Origin of the sequence: Rhodovulum euryhalinum (assembly GCF_004342445.1) — a bacterium.
Classification (GTDB): Bacteria; Pseudomonadota; Alphaproteobacteria; order Rhodobacterales; family Rhodobacteraceae; genus Rhodovulum; species Rhodovulum euryhalinum.
Genome location: NZ_SLWW01000001.1, coordinates 151,956 through 169,870, shown reverse-complemented (window position 1 = coordinate 169,870; position 17,915 = coordinate 151,956). Strand labels below are relative to the sequence as shown.

Genomic DNA, 17,915 nt, shown 5'->3' with positions numbered 1-17,915 from the left:
AGCGGTGAACCAGCGCCTTCTGATCGTCACGACCGCCCGTAACGAGGGTCCGTTCCTGCTGGAATGGCTGGCCCATCACCTTGGTGCGGGGGCGAGCGACGTTCTGGTCTATTCGAACGATTGCGAGGACGGCACCGACGCGATGCTGGAGGCGCTGGCCGGGGCGGGGGTGCTGACCCATGTGGCCCACACCGCTCCCGCAGGGGAAAGCGTCCAGTGGCAGGCGCTGAAGGCCGCGTGGAAGCATCCGCTGCGCAAGGCGGCCGACTGGGTGCTGGGGATCGATCTCGACGAATACGTGAACATTCACGTCCCAGGCCATCGCCTTGCCGATCTCATCGCCGCGCTGCCCGAGGAGACCGACGCGGTCGCGCTGCCGTGGCGGTTCTTCGGCGACAATGGTGTCTTCGCGTTCCATGACCGCCCGGTGACCGGGCAGTTCACCGCGGCGATGACGCCCGATTGCGGCTATCCGGTCTCGGCGACCTTTTTCAAGACGCTGTTCCGCACGGCCGGGCCGTTCAACCAGATGGGCGTCCACCGGCCGCGGCAAAAGGCGTCCGGCAGGGCCGGGATGCCCGGCTGGGTCGACGGGTCGGGCCAGCCGCTCCCCGACGCTGTCGCAGGCAACCCCGCGCGGCTGTCGCTGATGGGGTGCGAGGGGGCGCGGGCGCTGGCCGAGATCAACCATTACGCGGTGAAATCGGCCGAGAGCTTCATGGTCAAGCGGGCCCGGGGCCTGCCGAACCGGGCATCCAAGCCCATCGACCTTGCCTATTGGATCGAGCGGAATTTCAACAGTGTCGAGGACCGCTCGATCGCCGCGATGGGGCCTGCGACCGATGCGGCGCTGGCGCGGCTTAGGGCGATCCCGGGGGTGGCCGGCCTGCATGAGGCGGCGGTCGAGTGGCACCGGGCGGCGTTCCTGCGGATCATCGCGAATCCCGATGAGCACGCGCTTTACACAAGGCTGCTGCTGGCTGGGGGCAGCCGCGCGCTGCCCGGCGAGCTGCGCGACCGGGTGCTGGGGTGGTATCACCGCGCGCAGCGATCGGCCAAAGGCGACTAGAAAGATGCCCGTCCCGCCCGAAACCGAGCCCCGCATGATCCGCCGCAGCCTGCGTGCCCGGCGGCTGGGCCAGCGGCTTTGCCTTGACGCGGTGGCCCGGCGCGAGGGGGCGGGCCGCGCCGTCTGGCTGGTCTTTCCCGTCGGCACTCCGCCCGCGGCGTTCGGTCCGGCCGCAGCGTCGACGATCCGCGACATCCGGTCGATCGGCGGCGGCCTGGTGGTGGGCGTTGCCGTCCCGGGGGATGCGGGGCCTGTCGTGCTCAGGATCGACGGGCAGGAGGCCGCGATTGAGCCGCGCGCGGCCGAGACGGCGCTGTTCGCGGGGCTCGCCACGCTTGTTGCCCTGAGAAACGGCGAGACGGTTGAACAGACCGGCGCCTGGCTTGAGTATCACGTTCGCGCCCATGGCGCCGAGGCGGCGCTGATCCTCGACCGCAGCCCCGGGGGCGACGGCGCCTATGCGGATGCGCTGGAAGGTGTTGCGGCGGGAATCCCGGGCCTGCAACGGCTGGTGCTTGTCGATCTGGACCAGCCGCTGGGCAAGCCCGGCCTGCCGCCCGAATCCCATCCCTTCAACGCGGCCGAGGCGCCGGGCAAGGACCGGATGGACCTGCCCCCACCCGATCCCTGGACCGCGCCGCCGGGCGAGCTTCAGCTCTACGAATGGTTGCGCCACGCCTTTCTGGACGAGGCCCGCGCGGTCGCCAACATCGAGCTTTACGACCTGCTTGCGCCCGCGGATGGCCCGTCGGTCTTTGACCGTGCCGCGGCCGCGCCGTCGGGCACGCTGTCGCTGATCGGTCGGCACGCCTTTCCCTGGCGGCCGCGCGATCCCGACGCGCCCGGCTTCGCCGACCATCTTTGCGTGCAGTTCGACACCCCCCGGACGGCTCGACGCTGGTGCGTGGCCCCGGCCTGCGCCGGGGCGGACGCGGTCTGGCGGATGGTCCGCATCGTGGGCACCGGGCCGCGCCCCGAGGACACGGCGCCTTTCTACCGCTGCATGGGGCTTCGCCATCACGGCCATCCGGTGTCGCAGATCGTGCCCAAGACTAGCCTTGTCGAGGATCCGGCGCTGCTGATGCTGGCCGAGACCTGGTTCGGCAAGGCGCCGGTGCGGATACCGGAGATCGCGCCGCCGCGCATCGACCCGGCCGCAACCCGCACCGCCATCGTCACCACGATGAAGAACGAGGGCCCCTTCATCCTCGACTGGCTGGCCTATCACCGGGCGATCGGGGTCGACGATTTCCTGATCTACACCAACGACTGCACCGACGGCACCGATACGATGCTGAACCTTCTGCAGGCGAAGGGCCTGGTCCAGCATCGCGACAACCCGTATCGCGGCATGGGCCTGAAGCCCCAGCATGCCGCGTTGCAGGCCGCCGAGGCCGAGCCCCTGATCCGGGGCGCCGACTGGCTGATCTGCATGGATGTGGACGAATACATCAATATCAGGACGGGCGACGGCACGCTGAACGCGCTGTTCGCGGCGGTGGCGGATGCCAACATGGTCTCGTGCACTTGGCGGCTGTTCGGCAATTCCGACATCCACGACTTTGCCGACACCCCGGTGATCGCGCAATTCACCCGCTGTGCCCCCGAGATGACGCGCAAGCCGCATCAGGCCTGGGGGTTCAAGACGCTGTTCCGCAATATCGGCCTGTTCCGCAAGCTGGGCGTTCACCGGCCCAAGGGGCTGAACCCGCAGCTCTGGGACCGGATCGCCTGGGTGAACGGCTCGGGGGCGCCCATGCCGCCCGGGATGTATCGCAATGCCTGGCGCTCGACGGCGGCGACGGTGGGCTATGACCTCGTGCAACTCAATCACTACGCGGTGAGGTCGGCCGAAAGCTTCCTCGTGAAACGCGACCGTGGCCGGGTGAACCATGTCGACCGGGATCAGGGGCTGGCCTACTGGTTCCGGATGAACAACAACGCCGAAGAGGATCTGTCCATCCAGCGCATGATCCCCGCGATGCAGGCCGAGCGCGCCCGCCTGCTGGCTGACCCGGGGATTGCCGCGGCGCACAGTGCCTGCGTTGCGGCCCACAGGGCCAGGATCGACGAGCTGAAGGCGCGGCCCGATCAAGCCGCCTTCCTTGCCGAACTGACCGGATGGCGCATGGAAAGGCTGTCGCTGATGCATCGCCATTTCGGGGCGAACGTGTTTCTTGCCGGTCCGGAATGTATCCCCGACGAGGTGGTGCGCGCCGACCCCGCCCCGGACTTTCTCTTCACCGTCGACCGGGGCGAGACCGCGCACTGACGCCGCAGGCAGGCAACGCTGGCGCGAAATGCGCGGTCGGGGCCGTCACGGCGGTTGCGGCGCGGCACAGGCCCGCCCCATAACTTCGGGAAAACGGGGCATATCCCCACGGGACCAGTGCAGATGAGCCTTCCGACGATCGCCGCCCTCTGGATCGAGGGGCCGCTCAGCTTTCTCGAACAGCTGTGCCTGAAATCCTTTGTCGATGCGGGGCACAGGCTTGTGCTTTACCATTACGGGCCGCTTGAAAACGTGCCCGAAGGGATCGAGTTGGCCGACGCGGGCGACATCCTGCCCCGCACGGGTTTTCTGACCCACCAGCGCACTGGCAGCCCCGCGCTGCACTCGGACCTGTTCCGCTACCGGATGCTCGCTAAGAGCCGTGAAACGATCTGGGCCGATACCGACGCCTATTGCCTGCGACCCTTCCGGACGGAGACGGGGCATTTCTACGGCTGGGAATCCGACAGGTACATCAATGGCGGCGTCCTCGGCCTGCCCGCCGACAGCCCGGCGCTGGCCGCCCTTCTGGCCTTCACCCGCGACGAATTCGCCATCCCGCCCTGGTATGGGCCAGACTACGTGAGTGAACTGGAGGGAAAACGCGCCGCTGGCACCCCGGTGCATGCGAGTGAGATGCCCTGGGGCGTCTGGGGCCCGCATGCCGTCACCCATTTCCTGCACGAGACAGGCGAGGCGCGCCATGCCTTTCCGCAAGAGGTACTTTATCCGTTCTCCTTCCGTGACCGGGGCAAGATGCTGAAACGCAATCTCGATGTCTCGCCCTGGGTCACCGGGAACACGGTTTCGGTCCACCTTTACGGCCGGCGCATGCGCGCGCGGCTGGTGCAAAAGGAGGGCGGCGCGCCGCATCCGAAGAGTTTCCTCGGCCGGCTTCTGACCAGGCACGGGATCGACCCTGCCCGCGCGCCCTTGCCGTCCCCGCGCGGGGGGGCGAATGACGAGGGCGATGACGACTGACCCGCCTCAGCCCCGCAGCCGCGCGGCGGGCAAGGCGGTCAGGTAGTCGTCGATCACCGTGCCGCCGATGCAGCCGCGGGTTTCCAGCAGGTCCAGCGCAAAAAGCGCCAGATCCGGGCAGTCCATCACCCCGTCAGCGAGGATCGCCAGCCGTTTCAGCGCCTCGTCCGACCACTCGCCCGCGCCCCTGAGATCCCGCACGAAAAAGGCATCGCCGTCCACGGCCTGGGCAAATTCGGCCCGCTTCAGCCGTCTGGCATGGCGCCGCCGCGACAGGGCCACGTGTTTCAGCGTGGCAAAGCGCAGGAAGCGGAACCCCTGCGCCGCCAGTTCGGTCTCGAGATCGCCATGGCTGGGCTCGCCCCGGTAGATCTGGAACATCCGCACCTCGGTCTGCACCGCGATCGCCTCGGCCAGCCGGTCGCGCCCGTGGGCGAGGATGGCGCGTTCGCTGCCTTGCACGTCGATCTTCAGGAAATCGACCCGCGGCACTTGTGGAAGATCGTCCAGCCGCCGGGTTTCGACAGCGGTGGCGCCGATCTCGGCCATGCCGTCGGCGAAGCCCAGAAGACGCGCGCTGTCGGGATCGGCGGGATAGACCGAGGTGAACCCCGGCGCACGGGTCAGATGCAGGACTTGCCGGCTGCCGTCGCCCAGCACGTGGGGCAGGTAGGTTTCGGCCTGGGACTTGCGTGCGTTGAGTGCCGCCAGCGCATCGGGCTGCGGCTCGAAACCGACCACCTCGGCATGGCCGAGGTCGAGCAGCTTGCGGTAGCTCACCTCGCCTTCGATCAGCGGGTTGGCGCCCACGTCAAGGATTCGAAGGCGCCGTTCGGGGGCGAGGGCGGCGATCAGCGCCCCTGTCCGCCGGGCGTCGCGTCCCCGGCTCATGGTGTCGCCTCGGCCGCGTCGAGCGCAGCAAGGAGCGCGTCGTGCATCGGCCCCGAGACCGTTCGCAACACGCGGCGCAAACGGTGGCGCGAATAGGCCTTCTCGCCCGATCGCACCCGTCCGAGCACCGTTTCGAAGGGCACGACGGGGTGGAACAGCCGACGCTCCGCGGGATCGGCCGCGACGGTTTCGAGCAGATGCGGGGGGTTCGTATCAAAGGTCAGGGGGGGCACCTGGTCCGGCACCACGTCTTCGAGCCGTGCCCAGGAGAAACCGTGCCGCTGCACCGCGCCCGCCAGGATCGCCTCGTCGTTCAGCCGTTCGCCGGGCGCGGTGCGCAACTGTTCCGAACGAAACGCCCGCATCGCCGCGACCACTGCATCGCTGACGCGGCTGAGCGGGAAGATGCAGCCCCAGGCTGGGTCGAGCCCGAAGCGGGCAAGCCCGCGGGAATACCGTCGCCGCCGATCCGAGGCGCCCAGTTGCGCGGCGATTGCCGGGGCCGGATGCTTGGCAAGCGCCGTCACCAGCGGCGCCGCCCCTGCCTCGGGCAGGAAGACATCCGACTCGACAAGGGCATAACGGGCAAAGCCCGGCCGATCCTGGCTGGCAAGGTAGTAGCACAGATCGCCGCACAGCCAGCCCCAGTTGGCGGGCAGCGGCGCCAGCCCCATTCCCGCCAGCCGCGCCTCGTCCAGCACGATCTTGTCAAAGGGGGCGGTATCGGCGGTGCCGCCACGTTCGTCCACTACGGCCACCACCGGCACACCGGTTGCCGCCAGCCGTTCGGCCAGCAGCCGCGCCATGGGGCCAAAGCCCTGCGTGCGCACCAGAAAGAGCGTTTCGCCCGCTTCGGCCATGCGTTCCGTCCTGCCCTTTGGCGGCAGAATGGCCCTCGCCCTGCCCCCTGTAAAGGGCGCGCCGTTCCTGCCCGAAAGGACAGGGCCAAAGCGCGGATTCGCCGCTTGCGGGCCGCGCGCCGCACGGCATAGCATGCCCGCAATCCGCAAGGGGCGCCCCTGACGCCGCCCAAAAACACCGAAGGGAGAGGAAGATGAACGCGAGCAAGAGCCTTCTGGTGGCGGCTGCCGCCCTGGCGATGGCAGGGATGGCCCAGGCCGAGCCTGTCAAGGTGGGCATGATCACCACGCTGTCGGGCGGCGGCGCAAGCCTAGGGATCGACACCCGCGACGGCTTCATGCTGGCGGTGAAACGGGCGGGCAACCCCGACCTGGAGGTCGTGATCGAGGACGATCAGCAAAAGCCCGACATCGCGGTACAGATCGCCGACAAGATGATTCAGTCCGAAAAGGTGGACCTGCTGACCGGCATCGTCTGGTCGAACCTTGCCATGGCGGTGGTGCCCGCCGCGACCGCGCAGGGCAAGTTCTACCTCTCGACCAATGCCGCCCCGTCCGCGCTGGCGGGCAAGGGCTGCAACCCGAACTATTTCTCGGTCAGCTACCAGAACGACAACCTGCACGAGGCCGCGGGAGCCTATGCTGCCAAGGCCGGCATCACCAAGGCGTTCATCATGGCGCCGAACTACCCCGCCGGGCAGGATTCGCTGGCGGGCTTCAAGCGGTTCTACGAGGGCGAGGTGGTGGGCGAGGTCTATACCCAGCTTGGCCAAACCGACTATGCGGGCGAGATCGCGCAGATCCGCGCCTCCGGCGCCGATGGCGTCTTCATCTTCCTGCCGGGGGGGATGGGGATTTCCTTCGTCAAGCAATACGCCGATTCCGGCGTCGGCCTGCAACTGATCGGCCCGGCCTTCAGCTTTGACCAGTCGATCATCCAGGCGATGGGGGATGCGGCCGTGGGCGTGCTGAACGGTGCGAACTGGTCGCCCGATCTGGACAATGCGGCCAACGCCGCCTTCGTCGCCGGTTTCGCCGAGGAATATGGAAGGCTGCCTTCGGTCTATGCCGCCTATGGCTACGACACCGCGAACCTGCTGCTGTCGGCGATGGGCAAGGCCAGCGTCACGGATGCGGACGCCTTCCGTGCCGCGCTGCGCGAGGCCGATTTCGACTCCGTCCGTGGCGAATTCGCCTTCAACGCCTCGCAGCACCCGATCCAGGATCTCTATGTCCGCGAGGTGGTGCGGGACGGCGACATCCTGACCAACCGCATCGTCGGTGTCGCGATCGAGGATCGCGGCCACGCCTACGAGGACGAGTGCAAGATGTAAGCCGCGCGGGCGGGCATCCCTGACGCCCGCCCGGCAAGGAGCCGCCCGTTGTCCGCCATGCTGTTGATCGAGCAGGTTCTGAACGGCCTGCAATACGGCGTCATGCTGTTCCTGATGGCGGCGGGGCTGACGCTGGTCTTCGGCGTGATGGGGCTGATCAACCTCGCCCACGGCGCGCTGTTCATGGTGGGCGCCTTCGCCTGCGCGTCCGTCGCCGCGGCCACCGGCAGTTTCTGGCTGGGGCTGGCGGCCAGCCTTGCCGCCGCGGCCGCCGCGGGCGCCATCGTGGAACTTACGGTCATTCGCAGGCTCTATGCGCGCGACCATCTCGACCAGGTGCTGGCGACCTTCGCGCTGATCCTTGTGTTCTCGGAAGGCACGCGCTGGCTGTTCGGGTCGTTCCCGCTCTATCTCGACATTCCGCCCGCGCTGGCCGGGCCGGTCACGCTGCCCGGCGGGATCGACTATCCGCTTTACCGGCTGGTGTTGATCGGTATCGGGCTGGCCATCGCCGGGGGGCTGTTCTGGCTGATCGGGCGCACGCGGCTGGGCATCCGGATCCGGGCGGGCGAGGCCGACCGCGAGATGATCGCCGCCCTCGGCGTCGACATCTCGCGGCTTTACACCATCGTCTTCGCACTGGGGGCGGCCCTTGCGGGGCTGGCGGGCGCGCTGGTCGGCGCGCTGCAATCGGTGCAGGTCGGCATGGGCGAGCCCGTGCTGATCCTCGCCTTCGTGGTGATCGTGATCGGGGGCATCGGGTCGATCAAGGGCGCGCTCGTGGGCGCGATTCTGGTGGGGCTGACAGACACGCTGGGTCGGTTCCTGCTGCCGGTTCTGTTCGGCGCCTTCATGCCGCCCTCGCAGGCCACGACGGTCGGTGCGGCGCTGGCGTCGATGCTGATCTACATCCTGATGGCAGGTGTGCTGGTGGTTCGCCCCGGCGGCCTTTTTGGTCGCGCCTGAGATGCGGCGCGAGGCCATTCTGAACGCGGCGATCGCGATCGCGCTGCTTGCCGTGCCGCTGGCCGCGCAGGCGATGGGCGAGCCGTTTGTCATCACGCTGGCGACCAAGGTCGCGATTCTCGCGCTGGCGGGCGTGGGACTGAACATCGCGCTGGGGCTGGGCGGGATGGTGTCGCTTGGCCATGCCGCCTTCTTTGGCATCGGCGGCTATGCGATGGCGGTGCTGGCCGCGCCGGTGCAGGCCTACGAGCCGCTGATGACCTGGCCGGTCGAGGTCGCGGGCACCAAGTCCATGCCGATCATCTGGCTGGCCGCGACCCTTGCGGGAGGTTTGGCGGCGCTGGCGATCGGGGCGCTGTCGCTGCGCACCAGTGGCGTCTACTTCATCATGATCACGCTCGCCTTCGGGCAGATGCTTTACTATTTCGCGATCTCCTGGCCCGCCTATGGCGGCGAGGACGGCCTGTCGATCTATGTTCGCAACGGCTTTCCCGGGCTCAACACGCTCGAGCCCCTGCAGTTCTTTGCGTTGTGCTACGGCGTGCTGATGGTGGCGCTTCTTTTCTCGCGCGTCCTGGCCCGGTCGCGCTTTGGTCTTGCGCTGGCGGGTGCGCGGCAGAACCCCCTGCGCAGCGCCGCGCTGGGCATCCGGCCCTATTCAGTCAAGCTGACGGCCTTTGTCATCTCGGGGGCGATCACGGGACTTGCGGGGGCGCTGTTTGCCGATCTCAACCGCTTCGTCAGCCCAGCGATGCTGAGCTGGCAGACCTCGGGCGAGATCATGGTTTTTGTCATCCTCGGCGGTGTGGCGCGGCTGTTCGGACCGGTTGCGGGGGCGGCGCTGTTTATCCTTCTCGAACATTGGCTGGGTGGTTTCAGCGAATACTGGAAGCTTTTCCTGGGCCTCGCCCTTCTGGGAATTGTCCTTTTCGCACGTGGCGGGCTGATCGGCACGATAGCCGGGCGTGAGGTCGCCCATGACTGAGCCGGTGCTGGAGGTTCGGAACCTGCAATTGTCCTTTGGCGCGCTCAGGGCAACGGACGGCGTCTCGCTGACGCTTTGCCCCGGCGAAATCCACGCGCTGATCGGGCCGAACGGGGCGGGCAAGTCCACGCTGATCGGGTTGATCGCGGGCACCCTGAAACCGGATGCCGGGCAGGTCCGGCTGGCGGGCCGCGACGTCACCGCGGCGGACGCGGCCGTCCGCGCCCGCGCCGGGCTTGCCCGCAGTTTCCAGGTCTCGGCGGTGGCGGCGGACCTGACGGTGTTGCAGAACGCGGTCCTTGCCGTTCAGGGCGCGCGGGGGCAGAGCTTCGGCTTTTTCCGGCCCGCATTGGCCGACGCGGCACTGCGCGGGGCGGCCGAGGCGCATATCGCGCGCGTGGGCCTGTCGGACCGGCGGACGATCCCGGCGGGCGATCTGGCGCATGGCGAACGGCGGCGGCTGGAACTGGCGATGGCGCTGGCGCTTGCCCCCCGCGCCTTCGTGCTGGACGAGCCGATGGCGGGGATGGGTCCGGATGGCGCGCGCGAGATGACGGCGCTGCTGGACGACCTGCGTCACGAGGCGCCGATCCTGCTGGTCGAGCACGACATGGACGCGGTCTTCGCGCTGGCCGACCGGGTCAGCGTGCTGGTCTCGGGACGCATCATCGCCAGCGGCACCGTGGCCGAGATCCGGACAGATCCGGAGGTGCGCCGCGCCTATCTGGGCGAGGAAATGCTGGAATGACCGCGCTGCTGGAGATGCGGGGCGTTACTGCCTTCTACGGCCACAGCCAGGCCCTGTTCGGGGTCGATCTGGACGTTGCCGAGGGCGAGGTCGTGGCGCTGATGGGCCGCAACGGGATGGGCAAGACCACGACGATCCGGGCGCTGACCCGGCTGATCCCGCATCGCGAGGGGGCCATCCGATTTGCCGGGCAGGCGCTAGAGGGGATGCAGGCCCATCGTGCGGCCCGGCTGGGGTTGGGGCTGGTCCCCGAGGGGCGCCGTGCCTTCCGGGGGCTGAACGTCGAGGAAAACCTGATCGCCGCCGCCCGCCCCGGCCCGTGGGACCTGGCCCGCGTGCACGTGCTGTTCCCCCGGCTGGCCGAGCGGCGGGGGCAGGATGCGGCCACGCTGTCGGGGGGCGAGCAGCAGATGCTGGTGATCGGCCGGGCGCTGATGACGAACCCGCGGCTTCTGATCCTCGACGAGGCGACCGAGGGGCTGGCGCCGCTGATCCGGGCCGAGATCTGGGCGGCGATCCGCGCGCTGAAGGCCGAGACCGGGCTGTCGATCCTGGTGGTCGACAAGTCGCTCAAGGAACTGGTGCAGGTGGCCGACCGGGCGGTGATCCTGGAGAAGGGCCGCACCGAATGGGCCGGGCCGATGGCCGCGATGACCCGGGGCCTGGCCGACCGTTTCCTCGGCGTCTGACGAAAAAGGGCCCGCGCGCGATGCGCACGGACCCGGATACGCGGGCGGGCGCCACGGCACCCGCCCGGGACAAGCCGGCTCAGTCCCGGCGGTCGCCACCTTCTTCCATCAACGCGTCCTCGTGCAGTTCCAGCCACATCGCATTCACGACCGCGAAGAGCGCGGCAAGCGGCAGGCCGAGAATCCAGGCGAAATACCACATCTTTCGGCTCCTTTCTCAGTAGACCGAGTCGCTGTTTTCCATCACGTCCTTGGCCGTGACCTTGCCCCACAACACCTTGTAGACCCAGGCGGTGTAGGCCAGGATCAGCGGCACGAAGATCACCGCCGAGACCAGCATCACGAACAGCGTCAGGTGCGAGGACGAGCTGTCCCACACCGTCAGCGACGAGGTCGGCTCGATGCTGGAGGGCAGGATGAACGGGAACATGGTCAGCCCCACCGACGCGATGATGCCGGTGATCGCCAGCTTGGAGGCGATCATCGTCCAGCCCTCTTTCCGCGCCTTGAAGCCTAGGTAGGCCAGCGCGGCGCCGCCGAAACCCATGATCGGCGCGATCAGGATCCAGGGCCGCTCGGAATAGGCCGCCATCCACGACCCGCCTTTCGCCACCTCGCTCATCAGTGGGTTGGAGGGACCGTCGGTCACGACCTCGCCCACCAGGGCATAGCCGTCGATGCCTGCCGCCAGCCACAGCCCGGCCAACGCATAGGTGGCGATTGTGGCAAGCGCCGCGTAGGCGCCGAAGGTCCGGGCGCGATCGGCGACGAGCCCCTCGGTCTTGAGCACAAGCCAGGCGGCGCCATGCATGACCAGCATCGACACCGACACCACCCCGGCCAGCAAGGCGTAGGGGTTGAGAAGGCCGAAGAACGAGCCCTCGTAGATCGACAGCAGGTCTTCGGTCAGCCGGAACGGCACGCCTTGCAGCACGTTGCCGACGGCCACGCCGAACACCAGCGCCGGGACGAAGCCGCCGACGAACAGTGCCCAGTCCCAGGCCGCGCGCCAGGTCTCGCTTTGGCGCTTGGAGCGGTACTTGAATCCCACGGGGCGCAGGATCAGCGCCGCGAGGATCAGGAACATCGCCAGGTAGAAGCCCGAGAAGCTGACCGCGTAAAGTGGCGGCCAGGCGGCGAAGATCGCCCCGCCGCCGAGGATGAACCACACCTGGTTGCCTTCCCAGACGGGGCCGATCGTGTTGATCGCCACCCGCCGTTCCACATCCGTCCGGGCAACGAACGGCAACAATGCGCCCACACCCAGGTCGAACCCGTCGGTCAGTGCGAACCCGATCAGCAGCACGCCGAGCAGGAGCCACCAGATCACCCGCAGGACTTCGAAATCCAGGAATTCATGAAGGATCATCGGTCTCACTCCGCCGGTTGGGTGAAGTCACGCCCCGACAGACGGCCCTCATGCCGCTTGGTCCAGGCGTCGGTTTCGGGTACGTCCATGAACGGACCCTTGCGGATGTATTTCACCATCAGTCCCATCTCGATCACGAACAGGATGGAATAGAAGGTGACAAAGCCCGCCAGCGTCAGGGCAACCTGCGTCACGCTGAGATGGCTGACCGAAAGCGCGGTGGGCAGCACACCGTCCACCGTCCAGGGCTGGCGGCCGAACTCGGCCACGAACCAGCCGGCCTCGGCGGCGATCCAGGGGGTGGGAATGGCGAAGACCGCCGCCCACAGCGACCACCGCGGGAAGCTCATGCGGTAGAAGTTGGCGCGGATGAAGAAGAACAGCATCACGCCGATGAACATGAACCCAAGCCCCACCATGATGCGGAACGCCCAGAACAGCTGTGGAACGCCGGGCACGGTGTCCTCGGCGGCCATGGCGATCTGGTCCTCGGTGGCCTGGCGGGGATCCTCGACATAGCGCTTCAGCAGGAAGGCGAAGCCCAGATCGTCGCTGTGGTCCTCGAAGCGCGCGGTCATCTCGGGGGTGGCATCGCCTTTGGCCGCGCGGATGTCCATCAGCGCATCATAAGCGATCAGACCATTTCGGATCCGCTTTTCGGATTCGATGACCAGATCATTGATGCCGGACATCTCCTCGGTCAGCGAGCGGGTGCCCAGAAGGCCCATCGCGACGGGGATCTTGACCGCGTACTTGGTCTCGCGCTCTTCCATGTCCGGCACGCCGATCAGGTTGAAGGGCGCGGGCGCCTCTTCGGTCTCCCACATGCCCTCGATCGCGGCGAGCTTCATCTTCTGGGTGTGGGTGGCCGAATAGCCCGACTCGTCACCCAGCACCACGACCGACAGCGCACCCGCCAGGCCGAAGCTGGCCGCGACCGCGATGGACCGCCGCGCCAGCGCCTCGTGCCGGCCCTTGATGAGATACCAGGCCGAAACGCCCAGCACGAAGACCGACGCCGTGACATAGCCCGCTGACACCGTGTGCACGAACTTGGCCTGCGCGACGTGGTTGAACATGACGTCGAAGAACGAGGTCATCTCCATCCGCATCGACATCGGGTTGAACTCGGCCCCCACGGGGTTCTGCATCCAGCCGTTGGCGATGAGGATCCACAGCGCCGAGAAGTTCGACCCGATCGCCACCAGCCAGGTGACGACGCAATGGGCGACCTTCGACATCTTGTCCCAGCCAAAGAACATCAGGCCGACGAAGGTCGCCTCGAGGAAGAAGGCCATCAGCCCCTCGATGGCCAGCGGCGCGCCGAAGATGTCGCCGACGTAGTGGCTGTAGTAGGACCAGTTCATGCCGAACTGGAATTCCATGGTGATGCCTGTGGCGACGCCAAGGACGAAGTTGATCCCGAACAGCGTGGCCCAGAACTTGGTCATCTGGCGCCAGATCGGGCGGTTGGTCATCACGTAGACCGTCTCCATGATCGCGACGATGACCGACAGGCCAAGCGTCAGCGGCACGAAGAGAAAGTGGTACATCGCTGTCATGGCGAACTGGAGCCGGGACAGCTCGACGATGTCGAGTTCCATTGGCGGGCCTCCTTTGGCCGTTACCCGTATTCCCTCAATCTGCATCGAGTCGCACGCTCCGGCGTACCGGAAAGTTGCGACACCAATACATATTAGAATTTTTATAGGTATACTTTTGTGTGCGAACCTTGACCCAGATCAATATCAGACATCTGGGATGCAGGTTTCAGGTCATGCGAATCAGGCGGTCCGCCCAGTCCCGTTCGGCCCGGCGGTGTGAGGCGGTCAGGATCGCCGCCTGCGGCAGGACCTCGCGGATGCCCGCCAGAACGCGGATCGCCGTGGGCCGGTCCAGCCCCTCGGTCGGCTCGTCCAGCAGCAACAGGCGCGGGCGGCGCAACAATGCGCGGGCCAGGGCCAGGCGGCGCTGTTCGCCGCCCGAAAGGCCAGCGCCGTTTTCGGACAGGGGCGAATGAAGCCCGCCCCGGCCCGCGACCGTGCTGGACAGGGCCACGGCCTCGAGCACGGCAAGGGCGTCCGTCTCGTCAAGGCCCGGCACCCCGAGCGCCAGCATGTCGTAGAAGCTGGCGCCAAGCAGCATGCTGCGCTGGGGCAGATAGGTCACCTCGGCGCGCAACTGGGTTTCGGACAGATCGGCAAGCGGGCGGCCCGAGATCAGGATGCGGCCGGCATCGGGGGCGATCAACCCCGCGGCCAGCGCCAGAACCGTGCTCTTGCCGCGGCCCGAGGCGCCGGTCAGGGCCACGCTTTCGCCGGGCGCAACGCGCAGCGCGAACCCGTCGATCACCGGTGTTTCGGCGCCCGGGTGGCGGTAGGTGGTGCCGTCCAGCTCCAGCGCCGGGGTCCCGGGGCGGGGCGCAGGGCCCGTGGGGACGGCCGGGGCGGGGGCGGCGCCGGTCTCGGGCAACAGCCGGCGCACCCGGCGGGCGGCGTCCAGCATCCGGCCCAGATCGGCCAGCCCGCGGCGCACCGGCTGCACCGTCTCGGACAGCGCCAGCGCCGCGAAGAATCCCAGCGCCGCCTGCGCGGGCGAGATCGCGCCGCGTTCGACCAGCGCGCCGCCCAGCCAGAGCGCCGTGCCCGCCGACAGCGTCGTGGTCAGCGCCAGCATCATCCCGGCGCGGCGTTCCAGCCGGTCGACCGCGTCGAGATTCTCGCGCAGGCGGCGTTCGGCGGCACCGACCGCCTCGGCCTGGTCGGGCAGCCGGCCATAGACCACCAGGTCGTCGCGCGCCCGCAGCAGGTCGATCAGCCGGATGCGGAAGGCCTGAAGCGCCTTTTCCGCCCGGCGCGAGGGGGCCAGTGCGTGCCGCCCGGTCCAGAGCAGCACGAGCCCCGTGCCGCAGGTGAAGCTGAACACGATCCAGGCGGCAAGGATCAGGTCGGTCAGCCACCACAGGACAAGGAAGGTGCCAAGATAGACCACCGCGGCCGACACCGCCGGGATGAACAGCCGCAGGGCGATCCCGTCCAGCGCGTCGACATCGGCCACCAGCCGGTTCATCGTCTCGGCGCCCCGAAGCCGGGCAAGCCGCTGGAACGGCAGGTCCAGCACGCCCCGCAGCAGCCCCACGCGGATGTCCTTGAGGCTTTTCAGCGTGGCGTCATGGGTCAGCATCCGCTCGCCATAGCGTGCCGCGGTCCGGCCAAGCGCCAGAAAGCGCACCGCGGCCGAGGGCTGGAACACGTTGAAGGCGATTCCGATGCCCGCCAGCCCCGCGGCGCCGGCCGCCGTGATGAACCAGCCCGACAGGCCCAGAAGCGCCACGCCCGCCGCCACCACCGTCACCGCCAGCGCCGTGCCGCGGATCAGCGCCGCGGGTTGCGCGCGCCAGATCAGCCGCAGGATGTGCAGGAGGTGAGTCATGCCGCGGCCTCCGCGCGCATCGCGATCTGGCGGTCCATCCGCCCGGCAAGCGCCGGGTCATGGGTCGCCACGATCAGCGCCGCGCCCCCCGCGACCAGCCCCAGAAGCCCCTCGGTCACCAGCCCGGCGGTTTCCTCGTCCAGATCGGCGGTCGGCTCGTCGGCCAGCAGCAGGTCGGGGTGGGCATGCGCCGCGCGGGCAACGATCAGCCGCCGCGCCTCGCCGCCCGAGACGCCCATGCCGAACTCGCCGATCTGGGTGTTGAGCCCGCGGGGCAGCGTGTCCACCACCCGGTCGGCCGCGGCCAGTTCCAGCGCCGCGTCCAGCGGCAGCGACCGGCCGGGGCGCACCGCGAGCGACAGGTTTTTCCTCAGGCTGCCCGACACGAAGCGCGGCTGTTGCGGCAGCCAGCCCAGACGGGCGCGCCAGGCATCCGCATTCTCGGGGCCCAGAACGATGTCGCCCAGCCGGATCTCGCCTTCGGTCGGCACCGCCATCCCGGCGATCAGCCGCAGGAGCGAGGACTTGCCGATGCCGCTGGGCCCGGTGATCGCCAGCGTCTCGCCCGGCGCGAGGTCGAAATCAGGGAACCGGATCAGCCGCCCCCCCGGCGGACGGTAGGCCAGCCCGCGCACCGAAATCGTGTTCTCGGTGTCGATCGGCCTTGCCGTCGCGCCGACGCCCAGAAAGGTGCTTTCGCCCCTGGCCTCGATCTCGGCCAGTTCGCGCGCCACGGCGCTGGCGTCGGCCTTGTCGTGCCAGGCCGAGGACAGATCGCGGAGCGGCTGGAAATAGTCGGGCGCAAGCAGCAGCAGGAAAACGCCCTCGGCCACGGTCAGCGGCGTCGCCCAGGCACCGAAGGTAAGTTCGCCCAGAAGCGAAAAGCCCACATAGACCGCCACCATCGCCACCCCGATCGCGGCGAAGAGTTCCAGCACGGTCGACGAGAGAAAGGCGATGCGCAGAACCTCCATCGTGCGCCGCCGCAACCGGTCGGCGGCGTCACCGAAACCGGTGACGGTGCGCTCGGAGGCGTCCAGCAGCTTGATGTCCACCAGCGCCGTCAGCCGTTCCAGAAGCAGCACGTTCATGTTCGACAGCTCTTCCATCTGCCGCTCGCTGGCCTGTTTGGCGGCGATGCCGACCAGCGCCATGAAGACCGGGATCAGCGGCCCCGCCACCAGCAGCACCAGACCCACCGCCCAGGAGAACCAGAAGGTCACCGCGAGAATCACCAGCGGCACGACATGGGCGCGGCGGCGGGCAATGGCGTAGCGGGTCAGGAAAGGCGTCATCGCGGCCAGCTTCTCGGCGGCCAGCGTGGCGGTGCGGGCGGCCGGCGGGCGCGCGGCGTCGTCGGTCGCGCGGCGTGATTCGCGGGTGACGAGGCGTGCCCGTTCCAGCGCCAGAACCGTGTCGGCGGCCCGGAACGCCATCGCACCTGCCCGGTCGTCCAGAAGCGCGCGCCCGATCCCCACCGCAATGAACACAAGCGCATAGGCGGCAACATGGCCGCCCACGCGGTCAGGTTCCAGCATGTGCCCGATCGCCAGTGAAACCGCACCCGCCTGGATCAGCCACAACAACGACGCGCCCGTTGCCAGAGCGCCGGCGCGTTCGAGCCTGCTCATCACCGGGGCCGTCATCCGGGCCAGCCGCCTCGCTGCGGGGTCGTCCTTCTTCGCGCGTCCTCGGCCCAAACCCTTCCCCGCCCGACTGCCTGCATCGATCCCCTGGCCGTCGGCGCAAGAGACTTGCTTGATCTTTAACAGGCTCTATTCTCGATAGAACCCGTATGTGAGATAGATCATTATCCGCGACGGATGGCAAAGAGAACCGTCCATGAGGTTGACCACCCGCACCAACATCGCGATGCGCGCGTTGATGTACTGCGCGGTGAACGGCGAGCGCACCGTGCGCAAGTCCGACATCGCGAGCGCCTGCAATACTTCGGAAAACCACATGGCGCAGGTGATCAACTCGCTGGCGCATCACGGGCTGGTCAAGACCACGCGGGGGCGCAACGGCGGGCTGACGCTGAAGCGCCCGCCCGAGGAGATCACCGTGGGCGAGGTGTTTCGCCATCTCGAGGCAGGCGTGCCCTTTGCCGAATGTTTCGATCCCGAGACGAACACCTGCCCGATCTCGTGCTTCTGCCGGCTGAAGGGCACGCTGCACCAGGCGATCGACGCGTTCTATCGCACGCTGGACGGGGTGACGCTGGCCGAACTGGTTGCAGGCAACCGTGAACTGGAAAAGGCGCTGATGCTGACCGAGGCCGACTAGGGTTCGGGAAAGGTTCGCGTCTTCTGTAAGGCG

Annotated in this window: 16 protein-coding genes; 9 read left to right on the top strand and 7 right to left on the bottom strand. The window is 68.2% G+C overall.

Going from position 1 to position 17,915, the window contains the following annotated elements; genetic code table 11:
• Positions 1–4: 4 nt before the first annotated feature.
• The 3 genes from EV655_RS00810 to EV655_RS00800 all read left to right on the top strand — a co-directional run bounded on the left by EV655_RS00810 (position 5) and on the right by EV655_RS00800 (position 4,322).
• The gene (locus EV655_RS00810; protein WP_165905226.1) at positions 5–1,069 is read left to right on the top strand and encodes a glycosyltransferase family 2 protein; all 1,065 of its coding nucleotides are present in this window, start codon (positions 5–7) and stop codon (positions 1,067–1,069) included.
• 4 nt (positions 1,070–1,073) lie between these two features.
• Positions 1,074–3,341: a glycosyltransferase family 2 protein gene (locus EV655_RS00805; RefSeq protein ID WP_243644939.1), complete on the top strand. Its 2,268-nt coding sequence runs from the start codon at positions 1,074–1,076 to the stop codon at positions 3,339–3,341.
• Positions 3,342–3,464: 123 nt separating this feature from the next.
• Positions 3,465–4,322, top strand: coding sequence for a hypothetical protein (locus tag EV655_RS00800; RefSeq protein WP_132540323.1), 858 nt, complete (start codon positions 3,465–3,467; stop codon positions 4,320–4,322).
• 6 nt (positions 4,323–4,328) lie between these two features.
• Here EV655_RS00800 and EV655_RS00795 read toward each other — a convergent pair whose 3' ends face one another.
• Complete coding sequence (locus EV655_RS00795) at positions 4,329–5,213, bottom strand: FkbM family methyltransferase (protein WP_132540320.1); 885 nt, start codon at positions 5,211–5,213, stop codon at positions 4,329–4,331.
• A complete protein-coding gene (locus EV655_RS00790) occupies positions 5,210–6,073 on the bottom strand; it encodes a hypothetical protein (protein ID WP_132540318.1) in 864 nt (287 codons plus the stop codon). Before EV655_RS00790 ends, EV655_RS00795 begins: the two co-directional genes overlap by 4 nt.
• A 194-nt stretch (positions 6,074–6,267) precedes the next feature.
• Here EV655_RS00790 and EV655_RS00785 point away from each other — a divergent pair, with 194 nt between their 5' ends.
• Genes EV655_RS00785 through EV655_RS00765 form a run of 5 tightly spaced genes read left to right on the top strand, consistent with a single transcriptional unit; the run spans position 6,268 to position 10,795 of the window.
• Positions 6,268–7,407: an ABC transporter substrate-binding protein gene (locus EV655_RS00785; RefSeq protein WP_132540315.1), complete on the top strand. Its 1,140-nt coding sequence runs from the start codon at positions 6,268–6,270 to the stop codon at positions 7,405–7,407.
• A 57-nt stretch (positions 7,408–7,464) separates the two neighbouring features.
• Positions 7,465–8,373 (top strand): branched-chain amino acid ABC transporter permease, encoded by a 909-nt coding sequence (locus EV655_RS00780; protein ID WP_424511292.1) that lies wholly within the window; start codon positions 7,465–7,467, stop codon positions 8,371–8,373.
• 1 nt (position 8,374) lies between these two features.
• Positions 8,375–9,358 (top strand): branched-chain amino acid ABC transporter permease, encoded by a 984-nt coding sequence (locus EV655_RS00775; RefSeq protein WP_132540310.1) that lies wholly within the window; start codon positions 8,375–8,377, stop codon positions 9,356–9,358.
• Entirely contained in the window at positions 9,351–10,106 is a 756-nt protein-coding gene (locus EV655_RS00770; protein WP_132540307.1) for an ABC transporter ATP-binding protein, read from the top strand. The genes EV655_RS00775 and EV655_RS00770 overlap by 8 nt, the downstream gene beginning before the upstream one ends.
• Positions 10,103–10,795 carry an ABC transporter ATP-binding protein gene (locus EV655_RS00765; protein ID WP_132540304.1) on the top strand — a complete coding sequence of 231 codons (693 nt, stop codon included), beginning with the start codon at positions 10,103–10,105 and terminating at the stop codon, positions 10,793–10,795. Before EV655_RS00770 ends, EV655_RS00765 begins: the two co-directional genes overlap by 4 nt.
• Positions 10,796–10,874: 79 nt before the next feature.
• Here EV655_RS00765 and cydX read toward each other — a convergent pair whose 3' ends face one another.
• From cydX to cydD, 5 genes are all read right to left on the bottom strand, one after another.
• Positions 10,875–10,997, bottom strand: a complete 123-nt coding sequence (cydX, locus tag EV655_RS00760) for a cytochrome bd-I oxidase subunit CydX (RefSeq protein ID WP_132540301.1) — start codon at positions 10,995–10,997, stop codon at positions 10,875–10,877.
• A 15-nt stretch (positions 10,998–11,012) separates the two neighbouring features.
• Positions 11,013–12,164 carry a cytochrome d ubiquinol oxidase subunit II gene (gene cydB / locus EV655_RS00755; protein ID WP_132540298.1) on the bottom strand — a complete coding sequence of 384 codons (1,152 nt, stop codon included), beginning with the start codon at positions 12,162–12,164 and terminating at the stop codon, positions 11,013–11,015.
• Between the two features lie 5 nt (positions 12,165–12,169).
• Positions 12,170–13,768: a cytochrome ubiquinol oxidase subunit I gene (locus tag EV655_RS00750; RefSeq protein WP_132540295.1), complete on the bottom strand. Its 1,599-nt coding sequence runs from the start codon at positions 13,766–13,768 to the stop codon at positions 12,170–12,172.
• 166 nt (positions 13,769–13,934) lie between these two features.
• On the bottom strand, positions 13,935–15,596 hold the full coding sequence (locus EV655_RS00745) for an amino acid ABC transporter ATP-binding/permease protein (protein WP_132540292.1): 1,662 nt from the start codon (positions 15,594–15,596) through the stop codon (positions 13,935–13,937).
• Complete coding sequence (gene cydD / locus EV655_RS00740; RefSeq protein ID WP_243644938.1) at positions 15,593–17,227, bottom strand: thiol reductant ABC exporter subunit CydD; 1,635 nt, start codon at positions 17,225–17,227, stop codon at positions 15,593–15,595. Before cydD ends, EV655_RS00745 begins: the two co-directional genes overlap by 4 nt.
• A 211-nt stretch (positions 17,228–17,438) precedes the next feature.
• On the opposite strand from cydD, the gene EV655_RS00735 reads away from it, so the two are divergent.
• A complete protein-coding gene (locus EV655_RS00735) occupies positions 17,439–17,882 on the top strand; it encodes an RrF2 family transcriptional regulator (protein WP_132540286.1) in 444 nt (147 codons plus the stop codon).
• Positions 17,883–17,915: the final 33 nt, after the last annotated feature.

Excerpts from the sequence above, each read along its gene's own strand:
- EV655_RS00765 (WP_132540304.1), top strand. The coding sequence starts at position 10,103 with ATGACCGCGCTGCTGGAGATGCGGGGCGTTACTGCCTTCTACGGCCAC.
- cydD (WP_243644938.1), bottom strand. The coding sequence starts at position 17,227 with ATGAGCAGGCTCGAACGCGCCGGCGCTCTGGCAACGGGCGCGTCGTTG.
- cydB (WP_132540298.1), bottom strand. The coding sequence starts at position 12,164 with ATGATCCTTCATGAATTCCTGGATTTCGAAGTCCTGCGGGTGATCTGG.
- EV655_RS00785 (WP_132540315.1), top strand. The coding sequence starts at position 6,268 with ATGAACGCGAGCAAGAGCCTTCTGGTGGCGGCTGCCGCCCTGGCGATG.
- EV655_RS00790 (WP_132540318.1), bottom strand. The coding sequence starts at position 6,073 with ATGGCCGAAGCGGGCGAAACGCTCTTTCTGGTGCGCACGCAGGGCTTT.
- EV655_RS00735 (WP_132540286.1), top strand. The coding sequence starts at position 17,439 with ATGAGGTTGACCACCCGCACCAACATCGCGATGCGCGCGTTGATGTAC.
- EV655_RS00750 (WP_132540295.1), bottom strand. The coding sequence starts at position 13,768 with ATGGAACTCGACATCGTCGAGCTGTCCCGGCTCCAGTTCGCCATGACA.
- EV655_RS00775 (WP_132540310.1), top strand. The coding sequence starts at position 8,375 with ATGCGGCGCGAGGCCATTCTGAACGCGGCGATCGCGATCGCGCTGCTT.
- EV655_RS00770 (WP_132540307.1), top strand. The coding sequence starts at position 9,351 with ATGACTGAGCCGGTGCTGGAGGTTCGGAACCTGCAATTGTCCTTTGGC.
- EV655_RS00795 (WP_132540320.1), bottom strand. The coding sequence starts at position 5,213 with ATGAGCCGGGGACGCGACGCCCGGCGGACAGGGGCGCTGATCGCCGCC.
- cydX (WP_132540301.1), bottom strand. The coding sequence starts at position 10,997 with ATGTGGTATTTCGCCTGGATTCTCGGCCTGCCGCTTGCCGCGCTCTTC.
- EV655_RS00780 (WP_424511292.1), top strand. The coding sequence starts at position 7,465 with ATGCTGTTGATCGAGCAGGTTCTGAACGGCCTGCAATACGGCGTCATG.
- EV655_RS00800 (WP_132540323.1), top strand. The coding sequence starts at position 3,465 with ATGAGCCTTCCGACGATCGCCGCCCTCTGGATCGAGGGGCCGCTCAGC.
- EV655_RS00805 (WP_243644939.1), top strand. The coding sequence starts at position 1,074 with ATGCCCGTCCCGCCCGAAACCGAGCCCCGCATGATCCGCCGCAGCCTG.
- EV655_RS00745 (WP_132540292.1), bottom strand. The coding sequence starts at position 15,596 with ATGACTCACCTCCTGCACATCCTGCGGCTGATCTGGCGCGCGCAACCC.